A 16,609-nucleotide genomic window follows, 5' to 3' on the forward strand; every position below is an offset into this window, starting at 1 on the left:
GACAGGATGACTTTGGGACAACCGGTCCGACGCGCGAGCCTGATCTCGCAGGTCACCGAACAACTACGCAGTGAGATCTGCCGCGGTCGCTGGGCGGTCGGAGACCGCATCCCCACTGAACCGGAACTGACTGCGCTCACCGGAACGAGTCGCAACACCGTCCGCGAAGCCGTACAGGCACTCGTGCACACCGGTCTCCTCGAACGCCGTCAAGGCTCGGGTACCTACGTCGTCGCGACCTCCGATATCGGCGGCACCCTCGGCAAGTACTTCGCGACCGCGCACGAGCGCGACGTGCAGGAACTGCGACAGACACTCGACGTCACCGCGGCCGTCCTCGCGGCGCGCCGGCGTACCTCCGACGATGTCGCGCGCCTCGAGAAACTGCTCGCCGAACGCAACAACCGATTCGCCGAATCCGACACCGATGCCGCGGTCGAAGCAGACATCGCGCTCCACCGGGCCATCGTCGAAGCCAGCCACAACGCCGTGTACCTCGAGTTCTACGATTCACTGCTGCCGTCGATCCGGCAGACCGTCGATCGGCACGTCCACACGACCGGACGAGGATTCCACTACGAGCACACCGCCCTGGTGACCGCGGTGATCGAGGGCGACGAGGAAGCGGCAACTCAGGCCGCGCAAGCGCTCTTCGTCGAACTCATAGGGTGAACGCCCCTGCTGTTCAACCCACTACTGCTCGTACCACGAAAAACTCTCGTCCCGGGAATTCGTCGCTCCGGATACTCAGGTTCACCATTGCCGGCGCCGGAGCCCGACATTCCGCCCAGGCGGGAGTAGGGGCCCGGCACCGGGACGGACACTACTTCAGCGCACTGCCCGCATCGACCGACAGGGTGAGTCCTGTGACGTAACGGGATTCGTCGGAAGCCAGGAACAACACCGCATTGCTGATGTCCTCGGGCTCCACCCAACCGATCGGCAGCACGTGCATGAGCTGCGCAACCACCTTCATGTCCTCCGGGCCCGGGTTCTCGAGGTCGGGTCGGAACATCTTCATCGCGCCCTCGTTCATGAACATCGGTGTATTCACATTCGTGGGGTGAACGGTGTTGACCCGAATGAAGTGCTGTCCCAGTTCGACCGCGAACGAGCGCATCAATCCGACCACGCCGTGTTTCGCCGCAATATAGGGCCCCATATTGGGATGGGCCTTCAACCCTCCCACTGAACTCGTCAGGACGATCGATCCGCCTGCGCCGCCCTCGATAATGTGGGGTACACCGGCTTTCACCGACTTCCACACACCCGAGAGGTTGATGTCCTGCATTTCCTGCCAGTCGACCTCGTCGGTCTCGTGCAGGGGGATGCCACCCGTTCCGATCCCGGCGTTGGCAACGATCACATCGAGTCTGCCCAACTGTTCGACGCCGTTGTCCACCGCGACCTTCACCGCATCGAAATCGCGGACGTCCGCTTCCGCCGTCACGATCCGACGGTTGAAACCCTTGACCAGTTCCACGGTTTCGGCCAGGTCTTCGGGAGTCGCCGGAGCGATCTGCGCGTCGTCCCTGATCGGGCCGCAGATATCGAGTGCGATGATGTCCGCGCCCTCCTGTGCCAAGCGCACGGCGTGACTGCGTCCCTGACCTCGCGCTGCCCCCGTGACGAGCGCGACCTTTCCTTCAACTCTGCCCGACATGTTCCACCTCTCTCGTCGCGCATCGAGCGACTGCTCGATGCAGTGTTTTCCGAGCCGTCTCTGCCGGATCCGGCTACTTCGGGGTCTGCTCGAACTCGATGTGCAGCTCTACGAGACCACGCAGCAGGAAGGTGGGCTCGTAGAGGAACACGCGATTGTCCGCCGGTCCGTGGTCACGTTCGCTGATGCGGATGTCGCTCATCCGATCGAGAAGGCGGTGGAGAGTGACGTGACCCTCCATGCGGGCCAGCGGCGCACCGGCACATGTGTGCAGCCCGCGCCCGAACGCGATGTGATCGTGGGCGTTCCGGCGATCGAGCCGGAACTCGTTCGGATCCTCGAACTTACGTGGATCACGGTTGGCCGCTGCAAGTCCCAGCATCACGATGGTTCCCGCCGGAATGTCGACGTCGCCGATTCTGGTGGACTTGCGTGCGAGGCGGAAGTCCACCTTCGTCGGACTGTCGAATCGGAGCGACTCCTCCATGAACGGTTTGATGAGACTACGATCTTCCCGCAGGATCTGCTGATACTCGGGCCGTTCTGCGAGCACTCGCAGCGCCGAGCTGAGAAGCTTCGTCACCGTTTCCTGACCAGCGGCGAACAGGAAAGTGGCGGGACGCACGACTTCCATGAGTTCGGGGGTCGATCCGTCCGGATAGGTCGCCGTCGCCAATCCACTGAGGATGTCATTGCGGGGTTCTCGCCGCCGTTCGGCGAGATACCCGCTGAATCGGTCATCCAGATACTCCAGCGGGTTGATCCCCACGGGCTCGTGATCGAGCGCGCCGACCCGGGTTCCGGCTCGCTCGCCCGCCCCGAGCGCCCGGCGGAACTCGTCGCGGTCTCCCTCCGGGACGCCGAGTAGATCTGTTATGGCCAGTGTTGCAAATGGTTTGGCGAACTCTCCGAGGAACTCGCAGCGACCGTTGTCGACGAATTCGTCGAACTGCTCATCCGCCAGGGACCACAGGTACTCCTCGTTCTCCTTCAGTCGTTTGGGAGTGAGGAGCCGGCCGAGCAGCGCACGGGCCTTGGTGTGATCCGGAGGGTCCATCGTGACCAGGTGCTCGAAGATCGGGAACAGGTGACGGTGCGCCTCGATCTGGTCGGTGATGTCGTCACCCTCCGGCTCGAACGGCAACGGTGGAAACGGCCCGCCGATCGCATTGACCGCCGACAACGCTTCGCTGTTCTTGAAGGCTTCGATCACCTCCTGATACCCGGTGACGGCCACGACACCGTAGTGCGGTTCACGGAACACCGGATTTCGGCCTCGGAGGTGGTCGAAGTATTCGAAGGGGCTCTGGGCCACGTTTCCGTCGGTGAAGTAGTCGACTGAGGCGAGATCGGTCATCGGATTACGTACCTTTCGGTGAACGAGGTGGCAGGCGGGCCGGGGTCTCGACGAGACGGATGGCCTGGCGCGGGCACGCACTGATGGCAGACAGCGCTCGGGGCCACAACTCTTCCGGCGGATTCTCTTCGCAGGTGGCGATGTCGTCGGCGGCAAGATCGAAAATCTCCGGAGCGATCTCGATACACAATGCGTGCGCCTCGCACATGTCTCGATCGATGTGCAGATGCTTGGGCGATCCCGTCATAGGACACTCCCATGGGTGAGTTCGGGTTCGAGCGGCAGGATGGAACGTTGTCAATGTGGCTGTCACCGCAGATACGGTGAGTAACGACGTTACTGACGCCACGATAACTCGGTTACCCTCAGAGGACAAGAACATTTTCGGAATGGAGAACACCGTGGTGACGGCTGACGCAGACCCGACTCGAGACCGACTGCTCGACACCGTCGTCGATCTACTCGACAACGAGGGCTACGACGCCGTCCAACTGCGCGAGGTCGCGCGGCGCGCGCGCACGTCTCTGACGACGATCTATAAGCGGTACTCCACCCGCGAAGAATTGATTCTCGCGGCAATCGAACATTGGATGCAGGCGAATCACTCCGGAATCGTCATGCGGAGCCGCGACCCGGACGAGCCCCTGCACCCGGCGATGATGCGGGTCATCCGTGCCATCTTCGAGCCCTGGGAGAAGCACCCCGCGATGCTCTTCGCGTACTTCCGGGTGCGAGCCGCGCCAGGTGGGGCGTCCCTCACGGTGCGGGGCTTCGATCCCGTCGTGCCGATCGGCATGGCGGTGCTGTCCGACGTCGATCCGGAGTTCGTCACAGAGCTGGAAACAATCCTGTCGAGTCTCGTATACGGCCTGGTAGGACGCTGCCGTGAGGGTCTCATCCCGATCACCGACATCGTGCCCACAATCGATCGCACCGTCTTCTGGCTCACCACCGGCTATCAGGCGCAACTCCGCGACGAAACCTGAGCCGTTTCCTCCACGATCGGCCCCCGGCCGGCCCGAAGCACGGTGCGGGGTCCCGCGATCTCGTCAGGGATGGGAGAATGACTTCATCGAGATCGGAGCCTCGATGTGAGGATCCGGATCGAGTGTGTAGGGAGTATCGGTATGGCACAGGGCATCGTCAAGTGGTTCAACGGCGAAAAGGGCTTCGGATTCATCGCGCCCGACGACGGAACCCCCGACGTTTTCGTCCATTTCTCCGAGATCGCGGGCAGCGGTTTCAAGTCGCTCGATGAGAATCAGCGCGTGGAGTTCGAGGTCGGCCAGGGTCAGAAGGGCCCGCAGGCCACGAACGTCCGCACTGTCTGACCAGTGTGACGTCAGGGGGGCCGCATCCACTGGATGCGGCCCCCTGTTTTTCATCACGATCGCAGCGCTCCGGCTCAGCCCATCGGGTCGTCGGCTCCTGCACGGGCGGTGTCGTGGAACGGTGCGTGGACCGCCGCCCACCGCACACACTCCCATCCGCCACCGGGGACCGGTACGAGTTCGACAGTGTCGGTGTTGGCCAGGTGGTTGCCGCTCGCGAAACCGCCGGGCACCTTACCGAGGTACGACGCGACCAGACGGATCGCGGCGCCGTGGCTGACCACGACGATGTCACCTGATCCCGCCTCGAGGTAGTCGGCGCGCAGCTCGTCGAGCACAGGCACGAATCGGTCGAGTACGTCGAATGCGGTCTCGCCGCCAGGAACCCTCGCACGCAGGTCGCCGTCGTGCCACGACTGGTAGACCTTCACGAACATCGCGTGCGACTCTTCGTCGTTGCGGTCCTCGAGTTCACCGACCTGCACTTCGTGCAGGCCCTCGCGCGCCGACGCCTGCAGACCCACCGGGTCCTGCGCATGCTGCGCGGTCTGCCGTGCGCGAATCGCCTCGGATGACACGAGCAGCGTCGGCGCCCGCTCGATGAGGTTCTTGCCGAGTGTCTTCGCCTGCGTGACACCGAGTTCCGTCAACTCCGCACCGGGAAGTTTCGTGTCGAGCCGCTTCTCGACATTCGCCACCGTCTGGCCGTGCCGGGCCAGGATCAATCTTCCGTTCAACTGCTTTCCTCTCCGCGCCGCAACTGCTCCAGCCACTGTGCATCGTCTTCGTCCGACACCGGGGCAACGCCCGGTTCGGACACTGCCGCCCACGAACCGAGGAACCGCACCTGGGCGAAACGGTGAAGTGCCTTGAGCGCTTCTGCAACGAGTGCGTCGTCGATATGCCCCACACAGTCCAAGTGGAAGAAATAGGTGCCGTATTCCTTTCGCGTGGGCCGCGACTCGATACGGGTCAGGTCGATGCCGCGGGTCGCGAACTCCGTCATCGCACGGACGAGCGACCCTGGCTCGTTGGGGAGCTGCAGGATCACCGACGTGCGGTCGCGGCCGGTCCGCTTCGGCACCGGCGCCGGACGAGTGACGAGAACGAACCGTGTCCGGGCTCCGGCGAAATCCGCGACGCCATCCGCGAAGACTTCGAGGCCCAGTCGTTCACCGGCGAGCGCGGTCGACACGCCCGCGTCGACCTTGCCGGCCTCCACGTCCTCGGCAGCACCCGCATTGGAGGATGCGGCCACGATCGTGGCGTGGGGCAGCGTGTCGCTGACCCACTGCCGAACCTGGGCGGCTGCCACGGGGTAGGCACCGATGGTCTCGATCTTGTCGAATGTCATCCCGGAGCGCACCACGACAGTGAACGCGATGTCGAGCTCGGTCTCCGCCACGATCTGCAAGCGAGGCCCCATCGAGAGCGCGTCCATCGTCGGGGGGACCGAACCTTCGACGGAGCTCTCGATGGGAACGACCGCGGCGTCCACCGCACCGTCGCGCAGCAACTGCAGCGTGGCAGGCGGGCTGGCCGCGGCGACACGCACGACGGGCTCGTCGAAGACACCGAGGTCCTCGAAACGGGCGAGGGCCATTTCGGTGAAGGTTCCGGTCGGGCCGAAATACGCGATACGGGGCACGGCTTCCAGATTACGCATCGCCCCTTGCCGGGATGCGTCGGAAAAGTGAACCGTCTCAGCGCGACGTGAGACCCATCTCTCGTAGCCCGCCCAGTACCGCGTCGGTGTCGTCGACCTCGACAGCGAGCAGAATCTCGCGCAATGCTTCGGTGGCCTCGGGGATCAAGCGGCCCAGGCGGTCTACGTCGGGTGCGGTGAGGGCGTCACGGACGTCGGATCCGCTCAGCGCTGCCGCCGTGCCGGAGAGCAGTGCGAGCACGTCGGAGGCCGTTTCTGCACGAGCAACGAACCCGGTGTCGGCGTGTGCGAGCACGGCGAGGAAATCTGCCACGGCGCCCGGCGTGTGGCCGGTCGGCAACCCCGGGATGTGCCCCGCTTCGGTGAGTGCACGGGCTGTGTCGGCGAGCGCTGCGTCGGCAAGGGTTGGGTCGTCGACCTGCACGTAGACCGCCAGCGGCGCGGGAGCGGTGAACGCGAGCACGTCGTCGAGGTCACCTCGCGCACAGTCGAGCTGGTAACGAACGGGTCGCCACCCTGCGGGTGACGGCGCTTCGGCGGAGGCATCGAGCCCGACTACGACATCGCGGCCGGGTGCCTCCGCAATCTCGCTCGCGGGAACGATCGGCGCTGCCGATTCCGGCCCGGACGCCGCGAGCGCGGACTCGAGGTCCGCGTACCGCCGGGAGAACAACGCATCGAGCAGGCCACGCGGCTCTTCCCGCGAGGGCGGCATTCCGAGGGGCAGTGGGATCGACACGTCGTTCAGGTTAACGCGCGTAGCCCTTGCGACCAGCGTCACAATGACTTAGGTTTGCCTCACCTACATGAGAAGGAGGGCCTCGCATGCAGACCACCACGACCGACATTCCGGCGCCGACGACGGCAGAACGCGTGCGCACCGCTCTCATCCGGGCGGATACCACCTATCTGGCGATCGACGGCTGCGATCCGATCCAGACGACCGTCCACTTCCTGCAGGAAGACGGCGACATCGCGATCGTCGTACCGGCCGAGACCGCGGCGGTGGCACTCGCCTGGCAGTCCGGAGCGGCAGGCCTGCCCGCGATGCTCGAACTGACCGACCACTCACCCCTGAATCTGCGCAACCCCGTCCGGTCGCTGATCTGGCTCAGCGGGAACCTGTTCCCCGTCGACGAACCGCGACAGGTCGCTGCCGAGGTCGCCGAGACCCTTCCGCACCCCGAACTCCTCGACGTCGGCCACAACTCCGAGCTACTCGTCCTCCGACTCACGTCCGTGGTCGCTGCAGACACCACCGGAGCCGAATCCGTCGACCTCCCGGATGTCTTCGACGCCGCCCCCGACCCCTTCGCCACCTACGAAACCGCGTGGCTCGAGCACCTCGAGCAGGATCACGCGGACATCCTCGCCCGCATCGCGCGGCGAATCCCGCCGTCTGCACGCACCGGCCGGATCCGCCCCCTCGGCCTCGACCGGTACGGACTGCGCCTGCGCATCGAATCCGGCGAGGGTGACCATGACGTCCGCATCCCCTTCCAGGAACCTGTCGACGAGCCGAACGGGCTCAGCAGAGCGCTGCGTCTGCTGGTCGGATGCCCGTTCATGAACGGGATGCGCGCCGCGCACTGAACACGCGGCCGGCTTTGCAGCGCGTTCGGGCACAATCGCTCCCGTGACGACGATCCGCGCCTGGCTCACTCCACCCCGGCAGAATCCCGGCACGCCACTCGATGCTGCCGAACGCCGGGCGTTGTGGATCGAAATTGCGATCGTCCTGCTCGTCACCTTCGGGCTCAGCGGCCTGTCGTCGATCTTGTCGTTGCTGGAAGCCGCCCTCGCACCGGAGCCGCTGTCCGATCAAACAGTCGCGCTGAATGCGCCGCGGTCGTCTCAGGAGTTCATCGACCTCGCGCGACAACTCCTCGGCATCGTCCGCCTGCTCGCGTGGGCCGCACTCGGCCTCTATCTTCTGTGGCGCAGCGGCCACGGACCGAAGATCATCGGCTTCGCGCGTCCACTGCTGCGCCGCGACTGGCTTCCGGGCGCCGGGCTCGCCGCGCTCATCGGGCTGCCGGGCCTCGGGCTGTACCTCGTGGCACGCGCCGCCGGACTCAATCTCAACGTGGCGCCGAGCATCCTCGCCGACTACTGGTGGCGCCTGCCCACGGAAGTGCTGTGGGCCATCGCCAACTCGGGTGCAGAAGAAATACTGGTGGTCGCGTATCTGATCACTCGCCTGCGGCAGCTCGGGTGGTCGGAGAACGGATCGCTGCTGGCGTCGGCACTGCTCCGCGGCAGTTACCACCTCTACCAGGGCCTCGGCGGCGGATTCGGCAACGTCATCATGGGCCTGGTGTTCGGCCGGTACTGGCAACGCACCTCGAAACTGTGGCCCCTCGTGATCGCACACGCGCTGATCGACTGCGTCGCGTTCATCGGGTACCAGGCATTGCGGGGGCACGTCTCCTGGTTGTCGTGAACGTACAGTTGTCCGGGTGAACGGCGACCAACCCGATCCCCGGAACCGGCCGCGCCCACCACAGGGGCCGCCGCCGCGTCGGCAACCGCCGATGCGCCGACCCGTCCCACCACCCGCCGCGCCTCCCTCTCCGGAAGGCAATCAGGTGATCCGGCGCAACCCTGCCGCGCCGCCGCGGGCGTGGTCGCAGGCACCCGGTTCCGAGCAGCGCGCCGCGCCGGCACCTCCCCGCAGGCAGCCGCCGCCTCGGCAACAGCCGCCGTCACAGCAACCACCACAGCGTCGGCAGCCACCGCCGCAACTGCAGCACCAGCCGCGGCAGCAACCCGAGCCGTTCGTCGACAAGCGACGTGCCGCGACCGCACCGCCGCCTGCTCCTCCGCGGCGCCGTCCCCCGCCGGTCGCCGAACCCGAACCGCGGCGCCGACGCCCCGGCGGTGCTCGGCGCACCCTGCGTCGCGTGGGCGCGCTGCTTGCCGTCCTTCTCGTCGCTGCGGTCGCGGGTGTCGTCTACTTCGACGGCAAACTCGACCGGATCGATGCGCTCGCCGACTACGAGGGCCGTATCGGCGACACCCCCGGAACCAATTTCCTGTTGGTGGGCTCCGACAGCCGCATCGGGCTGACGCCCGAACAAGAACAGGAACTCGCGACCGGCGGCGACGTCGGCCCCGATCGAACCGACACGATCCTGCTCGTCCACGTCCCCAGCGGGGGTGGCGCGACCACGATGGTGAGCCTGCCCCGCGACTCGTACGTCCCGGTGCCCGGTTTCGGACAGGACAAACTGAACGCCTCGTTCGCGCTCGGTGGGCCACAGCTGCTCGTCCAGACGGTCGAAGGAGCGACGGGTATCCACATCGATCACTACACCGAGATCGGCTTCAGTGGATTCGCGTCGATCGTCGATGCGGTCGGCGGTGTCGACATCTGTGTCCCGTATCCGATCGACGATCCGCTCGCGGGCCTGCAACTCGAGGCGGGCTGCCAGGAATTGAACGGCGCGCAGTCGCTCGGATTCGTGCGCACCCGCGCCACCCCGCTCGCAGACCTCGACCGGATGAACAACCAGCGGCTGTTCATGTCGGCGTTGCTGGGTAAGGCGACCAGCCCCACCACCTTCCTCAATCCGTTCCGGCTGTGGCCGCTCGTATCGGGCGCTGCAGGCTCGGTGCGCGTCGACGAAGGCGATCACCTGTGGAACCTCGGTCGGCTCGCGTGGGCGATGCGCGGTGAGACGGTGACGGCCACTGTGCCCGTCGGCGGGTTCGAGGACGTCTACGGAGTCGGCAACGTACTTCTGTGGGATCGCGAGCGGGCGATCCAGTTCTTCGGGGCACTCGAACAGGACCAGCAGATCCCCGTAGACCTTCTCGCGCCCGCACCATGACCGATTTCCGACGACCGTCTAACCTGTGATCATGGGCACAGTCACGAAACTCTCGACAGGGTTTCACACCCTGTTGCACAGCGAAATCGGGAATTTCTTCGACGTGTCGTACCAGCACGTGGCGATCGCCGTCTATTTCGACCACCGCGATCTGGCTCATCTGGCTGCCCATTTCTACTCTCGGGCGGAGGAGAAACGTCGCAATGCGCTGATGGTGATCCGCTACTTCGTCGACCGGAATATGTCGGTGGAATTGCCCGCGGTCGGCGCTGCCGTCTCGGGATTCACCGACGTGCACGCACCGCTCGCGCTCGCACTCGAGAACGAGAACCGGCTCACCGACGACATCGCCGAACTCACCCGAACAGCCCGTGAAGAGGGCGACTACCTGGGAGAACAGTTCGGGCAGTGGTTCCTGCAGGAGCAGGTGGACGAGGTTGCGAGGATGAACTCCCTGGTGACGACAGCTCGCCGAGCGGGCGGCAATCTGTTCAGGCTCGAGACGTTCGTGGAACGTGAACTCGCCGGGGCGCCCGAGAAGGTGGGCGCCCCTCCACCACCCTCGGGGACGGTCTGGATTTCTCGCGCAAGGGCCGAGGGCATATCGTCGAATTCAGTGCCCGATCGCGCTGAATGATCTTGGGATAGCCAATCCTGAAATAGCCCAGCTTAGGCAATACTCCGAGAAATGAGTCTAGCCAATGCTTGGATGAAATAATCCCTGACCTGCATTAACGTCGTCGGCATGACAACAATGGGCGAATCTCGCACGACCAAATTCCATTCGCTTCTGCACGACCAGATTCGCAACGAATTCAATGCATCGCATCAGTACATCGCCACCGCGATCTTCTACGACAATGCCGATCTGCCGCAGCTCGCGAAGCACTTCTACGCGCAGGCCGTCGAAGAACGCAATCACGCCATGATGATCGTCCAGTACTTCCTGGACCGCGACATCGCCGTCGATCTCACCGGTGTGGACGCCGCGCAGTCGATGTTCGAGAGTGCTCGCGAGCCCATCGCACTGGCCCTCGAGCAGGAGAAGGCCGTCACCGAGCAGATCGTCGAGCTCGCCCGCACTGCGCGCGAGGAAGGCGACTACCTGGGCGAGCAGTTCATGCAGTGGTTCCTCCAGGAACAGGTCGAAGAGGTCGCGACCGTCACCACGCTGCTCACCGTCGCCGATCGTGCAGGCGAGAACCTCTTCAACCTCGAAGACTTCGTCGCACGCGAGCTGAACTCGAAGGACCGTCCGTCCAGCGTCAATGCTCCGTTGGCCGCCGGCGGCAGCATCTAGCCAGCCCCGCTGCCGTTAGCCCCGGAAGGCCGCATTCATACAGTGTCGACTGTGTGAATGCGGCCTCTGGTCGTACTGGAGGGGCTGCGATCAGCGCAGCGTGACCTGGCGGCTGCGCAGGCCGTCGCGTGAGCCTCGCTCGGCGACGGTGAGCGGCGACTCGTCGGCCAGCGCTGCACCGAGCCGGGCGTCGAGCTCGAGCGTCGCCGCGACCCATTCGTCGGGATGCTTCTCACGATCGAGGTCGAACACGGGCACCAGCAGGCCGTGCGTGCGGAACGAACCCGCAAACCTCGAGCCCTCACCCAGATGCAGTCCACCGGCGGCGTGCACCCGCGACAGGGCCGTCATCAGCGCATCCTCGTCCTCGGGACGAATCCAGCGCAGGTGTGCCTTCTCTCCCGTGTCGACCCACCACGCCGCGACGAGTGCGTCACCGTCGAGACGCGCCGAGGGCATCACGGCAGCGTTGGCCTGCTGCAGCGTCTGCGCGACATCGGGAGCGGCTTCGACACCTTCCGGGATCCACCACTGGAAATCCTGGTGCACGGTGATCGACGGAAGCTCGTCGGCACCGAGCAGATCCTGCAGGCGCGGGGAATCCTCGGTGGGCTCTGCCACCTTCAACGACGTCCCGGGCTCCGCGGTGAGGGCCCACTCGACTGCCGCGCCGAGTTCGCCCGCAGGGTCGGGACCGAACGTCGCCAACTGCAGCCCGACGTACCCGACGACCTCGTCGCCTTCCTCACGCGCAAGTGCCGCGACACCGCCCGGGAGGATGGTCGCGCCGACCACCCGGCGTCCGCCACCCGCGACCGGAAGATCGACGAGTGCAGACGGCACGAACTCCCGCAACGCCACGAGATCGAGTTCGAGGGCAAGGCCCTCGAACGGCCGGGACGACGCGCCGGACGACGCTTCCCGTTCCAGCCTGCGCTGCTCGAGCTTCGCGGCGCGATTGCTGCCGGGTTTGGGTCCGCTGTTTCTCTTGCTCTTCTTCGCCACGGCGCAAAACTACACGCCGGGCACTGCCTCGAGTTGAGCCTTGGTGCGTCCCGGGTGATTGGTCGCCACCCAACCGACGCCGAGCGTGCGGCACAACTCCACGTCTTCCGGCTCGTCGACCGTCCAGCAGTACGTCGCCCGGCCCGCGAGAGCAGCCCTGTCGACGAGATCGCGATGCTCGCGCAATGTCGCGACGGACGGGCCGATTGCAGTGGCACCGACGGTCGTGGCGGCACTGCCGCCGAGGTAGCGGGAGGTCTCTCCCAGCAGCACCGTGGGCAGCAGCGGCGCCTGCCTCCGGATCCGCCAGACGGCGCTCGCGGCGAACGACATCACCACGACCCGGGAGAAATCCGCCGACGGGGGCGTTGCCAGCCCGAACCGCGACAGCTCGGCGAGCACCTTCGCCTCGACGAGGGCGCCGTACCGCACCGGATGTTTGGTCTCGACGAACAACTTCACCGGCACGCTCGTGAAGTCCATCATCAGTTCGATGAGTTGACGCAGGGTGAGCAGGCTCGCGGGTTCCCCCGGTCGCCCGTAGTCGAATTCGGACAGCTCCGCGAGCGTCATCTCGCTCACGACACCGGTACCCGTCGAGGTCCGGTCGATCGTCCGGTCGTGGACGCACACGAGATGACCGTCGCGGGTCAGCCGCACGTCGCATTCGAGCCCGTCTGCGCCCTCCTCGAGCGCGAGTTCGTACGCGGCGAGGGTGTGTTCCGCCCTGGCCGCTGACGATCCGCGGTGGGCGACGACGCGCGGCACGGCGAACTCCGTCATGGCGTCACCACCGGAGTCCGGTGCTCGTCCTCCTGAACAGCACCCGCCGGCACGATCTCGGCGATCGGCGCATACGCCGGCCCGGTCGCCATGGTGAATCGATGATGCTCGAGGGGCCGGCCCCACAGGTCGGCGCCGTCGAACAAGCGAAGGACGTACAGCGCCCCCAGCGCGACCACCGCGGCCATGGCAGCCACCACTGCGGTCAACAGCACCGCGTCGGCCATGGCCTGGAGCGCATCCCGCTGACGCCAGAACAGGACGAACACGAACAACACCGCGTTCGACACGATCAGCACCCACCAGATCCGGACGGCACGCAGGATCCGCGGTCTGTCGTGGGCGATCTCGGTGAGGAACACCCCGGGCAGCACAAGGTTGACGCCCGGCACCACCACGCCGAACAGCACCGAACCCGGCGAGCGGGGATCGGAGGTGCCATGGTCGGCGAACACGCGTCGACGAACCTCGATCAGGCGCAGACCCGACGCGACCGAGGCAGCGAGCGCGACGAGCGGACCGACGATCTGAGTGGCCCACACAGCCGAGTCCGACAGGGCCAGGACGATCGGTTCGATCAGCCGCGTCCGGTTGACCAGCAGCAACACGTATCGGGCCAGTTCAGCGACGGCCGCGAGTCCGAACACCGCAGCCGTACCGGCCAGCAACGTGGGTGCCAGGCCTGCGAATGTCTCGGCTCGGGTCGGCTGCTCGTCGTGCGGTCGTGGCCGGTCCAGCAGCCCCCACCGCGGAACCTCTTCGTAGGCGGGTGTTGCCGTGGACTGCGGTGCGCGGGGTGCTGTGTCTTCCGCGGGTTCGCTCTGCGGTGGTCGGACGACCCAGCGGAAGTTCCGCCGATTCGGAGGAACAGCAACGTGGGTGTCGACGGGTGAGAGCAGCAACCCGCGGCACGACGGGCACCACTGCCGCGCCTGGTACGACACGGGCCAGCGGCTCTCACAACGAACGCAGATCTGATATGCGGCCATCAACAGATCTTTGCCGGGTCGTCGCCGTCACCGATCAGCGGCCTGTCTGCCTTCTGCCACGCGCCCTGGCGGCACACCACGTCCACCGACACGGTGGGCACATCGGAAGAACTCACGATTCCAATAGTGGCACGCGTCGATATGCGATGCAGCCGCGCGGCACGCCGTGATGAATATCCACAATGCCCGAGCGCAGGAGTTATCCACAGTTTCCACAGGTTCATCCACAGGGATCCTCAACGGTCGAATTCATCGCTCGAGACCGCTCACAATTCGCGGAAATCGGGTTCCTGGAACAATCGAGGAATGGAATTACGGATCTTCACCGAACCACAGCAGGGAGCGACCTACGATGATCTGCTCGCGGTCGCGCAGACCGCCGAGCGGCTCGGCTACGGCGCATTCTTCCGCTCCGACCACTACCTCGCGATGAACGCCGAAGGGCTGCCCGGCCCCACCGATGCGTGGATCACGCTCGCCGGACTCGCCCGCGACACGTCGACGATCCGGCTCGGCACCCTCGTGACCTCGGCGACCTTCCGTTATCCCGGCCCGCTCGCGATCTCCGTCGCCCAGGTCGACGCAATGAGCTCCGGCCGCGTCGAGTTCGGGCTCGGCGCCGGCTGGTTCGAGGAGGAGCACTCCGCGTACGGCATTCCGTTCCCGCCACTCAAAGAACGATTCGACCGCCTCGAGGACGCCCTCGCCATCGTCACGGGTCTGTGGGAGACCCCGGTCGGTGAAAAATTCTCGTACGACGGCGCGCACACCCGGATCGTGGATTCACCGGCCCTGCCCAAGCCTCACCAGCAGAAGATCCCGGTGGTGATCGGTGGTGCAGGGAAGAAAAAGACGCCGGCATTGGCGGCGCGCTACGCGAGCGAATTCAACGTTCCGTTCAATTCGGTGGAAGGGTCGGCGACCCTCTTCGAGCGGGTGCGGCAGGCTTGCCGCGACGCGGACCGCGATCCCGCCGAACTGACGCTGTCGAACGCGCTCGTGCTGTGCTGCGGGCGGGACGAAGCGGAGATTGCCCGTCGTGCCGCGCGCATCGGCCGCGAGGTCGACGAGCTTCGTGAGAACGGGCTGGCGGGAACACCCGAGGAAGTCGTGGAAAAGATCCGCACCTACGCAGACATCGGATCGCAGCGGGTCTACCTGCAGATTCTCGACCTGGCGGACCTCGAGCACCTGGAACTCGTCGCGCGGGAGGTCATGCCGGAGATAGCGGCCCTGTAGGTTTCGGCAGCACTGTGGGTTTTCGGTAGCGCTGTAGGTCAGTGGCTGCTGGTGGAGCCGAGGAACGCTTCGATTTCGCGGCTCCACTCGCGGCTGCGGGCACGCTCGATGCCCCAATGCGCCAGTGCGAACAGGCCGCACGCGATCAAGAGCGCGAACATGTACACCGCGACACCGGCCAGCACCGAGGAGAACTCGGCGGCGGACACACTCGTCGGTTGCAGGGTCACAGCGCCTGCGCGATCCACCCACACCTGCACTTCGTCGCCTGCGCCCTCGGAACCGGTGATCTGTACGTCGCCGCGGTGTTCGACGCCGCGGAACTCCCAGGTGGCGGGAGCAGTCGACGGTGCGACGTAGGAGAACTCGCCCCATCCCGAGTTGGCCACCACGGGGTCGGCGTCGAGTGTGGCGGTGACCATGGTGCGTTCGGCGAGTTGCTGCTGGGCCAGGGCGACCTGAGTGCTCTGGACGTTCGCGATGACGACCCCGGCGACGGGGACCATGATGAGCATCGCGGCAACGAGCAACGAGAAGACACGGGCTTCGAAGCGGTCGGTACGGCGGACGAGGGGGCTACGCCCACGCAGACTCCGGCGGGTGCGCCGTAGATATCCCCCTGTGGACGTCATCTCGGTACCCCGATCCTTTCCCCCGGTCGACACTCTTACACTCCAGAGTGCTCGCCGACCGGGCGAAATTCAAGGAATACCAACTCATCTCACACTGTGCGGTGGCGCACAGCGCTTCTCATACTCCGAGACCGATGGTCGCTACGCTCCGAGACCGACCGGGCAGCTCACCCCGGTCGCGTGAACCGGGCAGTAGCCGTTGGGGTTCTTCGCGAGGTACTGCTGGTGGTAATCCTCCGCATAGTAGAACTGGGTGAGCGGCGCGATTTCCGTGGTGATCTTGCCGAATCCCGCCTCCGCGAGGCGCGTCGCGAAGGATTCTGCGGTGGCCTCGGCGACCTCGATCTGCGATTCGTCGAACGTGTAGATGGCAGACCGGTACTGGGTTCCGTGGTCGTTGCCCTGCCGCATGCCCTGGGTGGGATCGTGGTTCTCCCAGAACTGCTTCAGGATCCCCGCGAAGTCGATCACGTCGGGATCGAAGACCACCAGCACGACCTCGGTGTGCCCGGTGCGACCGGAACACACTTCCTCATATGTGGGGTTGAGGGTGTACCCGCCGGCGTAGCCCACAGCGGTGGAATACACGCCGTCGAGCTGCCAGAACTCCTTCTCGGCACCCCAGAAGCACCCCATACCGACCACGGCGGTGGCGAGACCTTCCGGGAAGGGCGGGACGATGCGATGACCGTTGACGTGATGCGTCTCGGGAACCGGCATGGCCTCCGATCGTCCGGGCAGCGATTCTTCGGCTGCGACCATCTGGGACTTCGAGCCGGCGTGGGCGAGGATGTCGTCGAACCAGGACATG

At 65.7% G+C, this 16,609-nt stretch carries 20 protein-coding genes; 9 read left to right on the plus strand and 11 right to left on the minus strand.

The features are described 5' to 3' along the window. The first annotated feature begins 6 nt into the window (after window positions 1-6). A complete protein-coding gene (locus tag EV641_RS15015; RefSeq protein WP_054716178.1) occupies window positions 7-672 on the plus strand; it encodes a FadR/GntR family transcriptional regulator in 666 nt (221 codons plus the stop codon). 151 nt (window positions 673-823) lie between these two features. On the opposite strand, the gene EV641_RS15020 is transcribed toward EV641_RS15015, so the two are convergent. The 3 genes from EV641_RS15020 to EV641_RS15030 form a co-directional block, all read right to left on the minus strand. After that, the gene (locus EV641_RS15020) at window positions 824-1,663 is read right to left on the minus strand and encodes a mycofactocin-coupled SDR family oxidoreductase (protein ID WP_054716179.1); all 840 of its coding nucleotides are present in this window, start codon (window positions 1,661-1,663) and stop codon (window positions 824-826) included. A gap of 73 nt (window positions 1,664-1,736) precedes the next feature. Next, window positions 1,737-3,020, minus strand: a complete 1,284-nt coding sequence (locus EV641_RS15025; protein WP_132472689.1) for a cytochrome P450 — start codon at window positions 3,018-3,020, stop codon at window positions 1,737-1,739. 4 nt (window positions 3,021-3,024) lie between these two features. Then, window positions 3,025-3,267, minus strand: a complete 243-nt coding sequence (locus tag EV641_RS15030; protein ID WP_054716182.1) for a ferredoxin — start codon at window positions 3,265-3,267, stop codon at window positions 3,025-3,027. A gap of 154 nt (window positions 3,268-3,421) precedes the next feature. Here EV641_RS15030 and EV641_RS15035 point away from each other — a divergent pair, with 154 nt between their 5' ends. Further along, complete coding sequence (locus EV641_RS15035) at window positions 3,422-4,006, plus strand: TetR family transcriptional regulator (RefSeq protein WP_241997243.1); 585 nt, start codon at window positions 3,422-3,424, stop codon at window positions 4,004-4,006. Between the two features lie 141 nt (window positions 4,007-4,147). Continuing rightward, a complete protein-coding gene (locus tag EV641_RS15040; protein WP_132472693.1) occupies window positions 4,148-4,351 on the plus strand; it encodes a cold-shock protein in 204 nt (67 codons plus the stop codon). 74 nt (window positions 4,352-4,425) lie between these two features. On the opposite strand, the gene EV641_RS15045 is transcribed toward EV641_RS15040, so the two are convergent. From EV641_RS15045 to EV641_RS15055, 3 genes are read right to left on the minus strand one after another with little or no spacing between them, the layout of a single operon-like run. Next, window positions 4,426-5,088: a histidine phosphatase family protein gene (locus EV641_RS15045; RefSeq protein WP_199233263.1), complete on the minus strand. Its 663-nt coding sequence runs from the start codon at window positions 5,086-5,088 to the stop codon at window positions 4,426-4,428. Further along, window positions 5,085-5,999, minus strand: coding sequence for a prephenate dehydratase (pheA, locus tag EV641_RS15050; RefSeq protein WP_132472825.1), 915 nt, complete (start codon window positions 5,997-5,999; stop codon window positions 5,085-5,087). The genes EV641_RS15045 and pheA overlap by 4 nt, the downstream gene beginning before the upstream one ends. Window positions 6,000-6,054: 55 nt before the next feature. After that, window positions 6,055-6,756 (minus strand): hypothetical protein, encoded by a 702-nt coding sequence (locus tag EV641_RS15055; protein WP_241997244.1) that lies wholly within the window; start codon window positions 6,754-6,756, stop codon window positions 6,055-6,057. An 86-nt stretch (window positions 6,757-6,842) separates the two neighbouring features. Between EV641_RS15055 and EV641_RS15060 the strand changes: the two genes are divergently transcribed. From EV641_RS15060 to EV641_RS15080, 5 genes are all read left to right on the plus strand, one after another. Then, complete coding sequence (locus EV641_RS15060) at window positions 6,843-7,610, plus strand: DUF2470 domain-containing protein (RefSeq protein WP_054720552.1); 768 nt, start codon at window positions 6,843-6,845, stop codon at window positions 7,608-7,610. A 43-nt stretch (window positions 7,611-7,653) separates the two neighbouring features. Then, on the plus strand, window positions 7,654-8,460 hold the full coding sequence (locus tag EV641_RS15065) for a CPBP family intramembrane glutamic endopeptidase (protein ID WP_132472695.1): 807 nt from the start codon (window positions 7,654-7,656) through the stop codon (window positions 8,458-8,460). 145 nt (window positions 8,461-8,605) lie between these two features. Next, window positions 8,606-9,850, plus strand: a complete 1,245-nt coding sequence (locus EV641_RS15070) for an LCP family protein (protein ID WP_241997260.1) — start codon at window positions 8,606-8,608, stop codon at window positions 9,848-9,850. Window positions 9,851-9,881: 31 nt separating this feature from the next. Further along, window positions 9,882-10,487, plus strand: a complete 606-nt coding sequence (locus tag EV641_RS15075) for a ferritin-like domain-containing protein (RefSeq protein WP_132472697.1) — start codon at window positions 9,882-9,884, stop codon at window positions 10,485-10,487. 108 nt (window positions 10,488-10,595) lie between these two features. Further along, a complete protein-coding gene (locus EV641_RS15080; RefSeq protein ID WP_132472699.1) occupies window positions 10,596-11,150 on the plus strand; it encodes a ferritin in 555 nt (184 codons plus the stop codon). Between the two features lie 90 nt (window positions 11,151-11,240). On the opposite strand, the gene EV641_RS15085 is transcribed toward EV641_RS15080, so the two are convergent. The 3 genes from EV641_RS15085 to EV641_RS15095 are packed head-to-tail and all read right to left on the minus strand — an operon-like array spanning window position 11,241 to window position 13,927. Next, window positions 11,241-12,155, minus strand: coding sequence for a DUF5926 family protein (locus EV641_RS15085; RefSeq protein WP_132472701.1), 915 nt, complete (start codon window positions 12,153-12,155; stop codon window positions 11,241-11,243). Between the two features lie 9 nt (window positions 12,156-12,164). Next, window positions 12,165-12,938 carry a glycerophosphodiester phosphodiesterase gene (locus tag EV641_RS15090; RefSeq protein ID WP_132472703.1) on the minus strand — a complete coding sequence of 258 codons (774 nt, stop codon included), beginning with the start codon at window positions 12,936-12,938 and terminating at the stop codon, window positions 12,165-12,167. Further along, the gene (locus EV641_RS15095) at window positions 12,935-13,927 is read right to left on the minus strand and encodes a DUF4328 domain-containing protein (RefSeq protein WP_132472705.1); all 993 of its coding nucleotides are present in this window, start codon (window positions 13,925-13,927) and stop codon (window positions 12,935-12,937) included. Before EV641_RS15095 ends, EV641_RS15090 begins: the two co-directional genes overlap by 4 nt. A gap of 306 nt (window positions 13,928-14,233) precedes the next feature. On the opposite strand from EV641_RS15095, the gene EV641_RS15100 reads away from it, so the two are divergent. Further along, window positions 14,234-15,166, plus strand: a complete 933-nt coding sequence (locus tag EV641_RS15100) for an LLM class F420-dependent oxidoreductase (protein ID WP_054715822.1) — start codon at window positions 14,234-14,236, stop codon at window positions 15,164-15,166. Between the two features lie 38 nt (window positions 15,167-15,204). On the opposite strand, the gene EV641_RS15105 is transcribed toward EV641_RS15100, so the two are convergent. Together EV641_RS15105 and msrA are read right to left on the minus strand one after the other, a co-directional pair. After that, window positions 15,205-15,798: a hypothetical protein gene (locus EV641_RS15105; protein ID WP_241997245.1), complete on the minus strand. Its 594-nt coding sequence runs from the start codon at window positions 15,796-15,798 to the stop codon at window positions 15,205-15,207. 141 nt (window positions 15,799-15,939) lie between these two features. Beyond that, on the minus strand, window positions 15,940-16,608 hold the full coding sequence (gene msrA, locus EV641_RS15110) for a peptide-methionine (S)-S-oxide reductase MsrA (protein WP_054715825.1): 669 nt from the start codon (window positions 16,606-16,608) through the stop codon (window positions 15,940-15,942). Window position 16,609: the final 1 nt, after the last annotated feature.

Origin of the sequence: Rhodococcus sp. SMB37 (assembly GCF_004345605.1) — a bacterium.
GTDB lineage: Bacteria > Actinomycetota > Actinomycetes > Mycobacteriales > Mycobacteriaceae > Rhodococcus.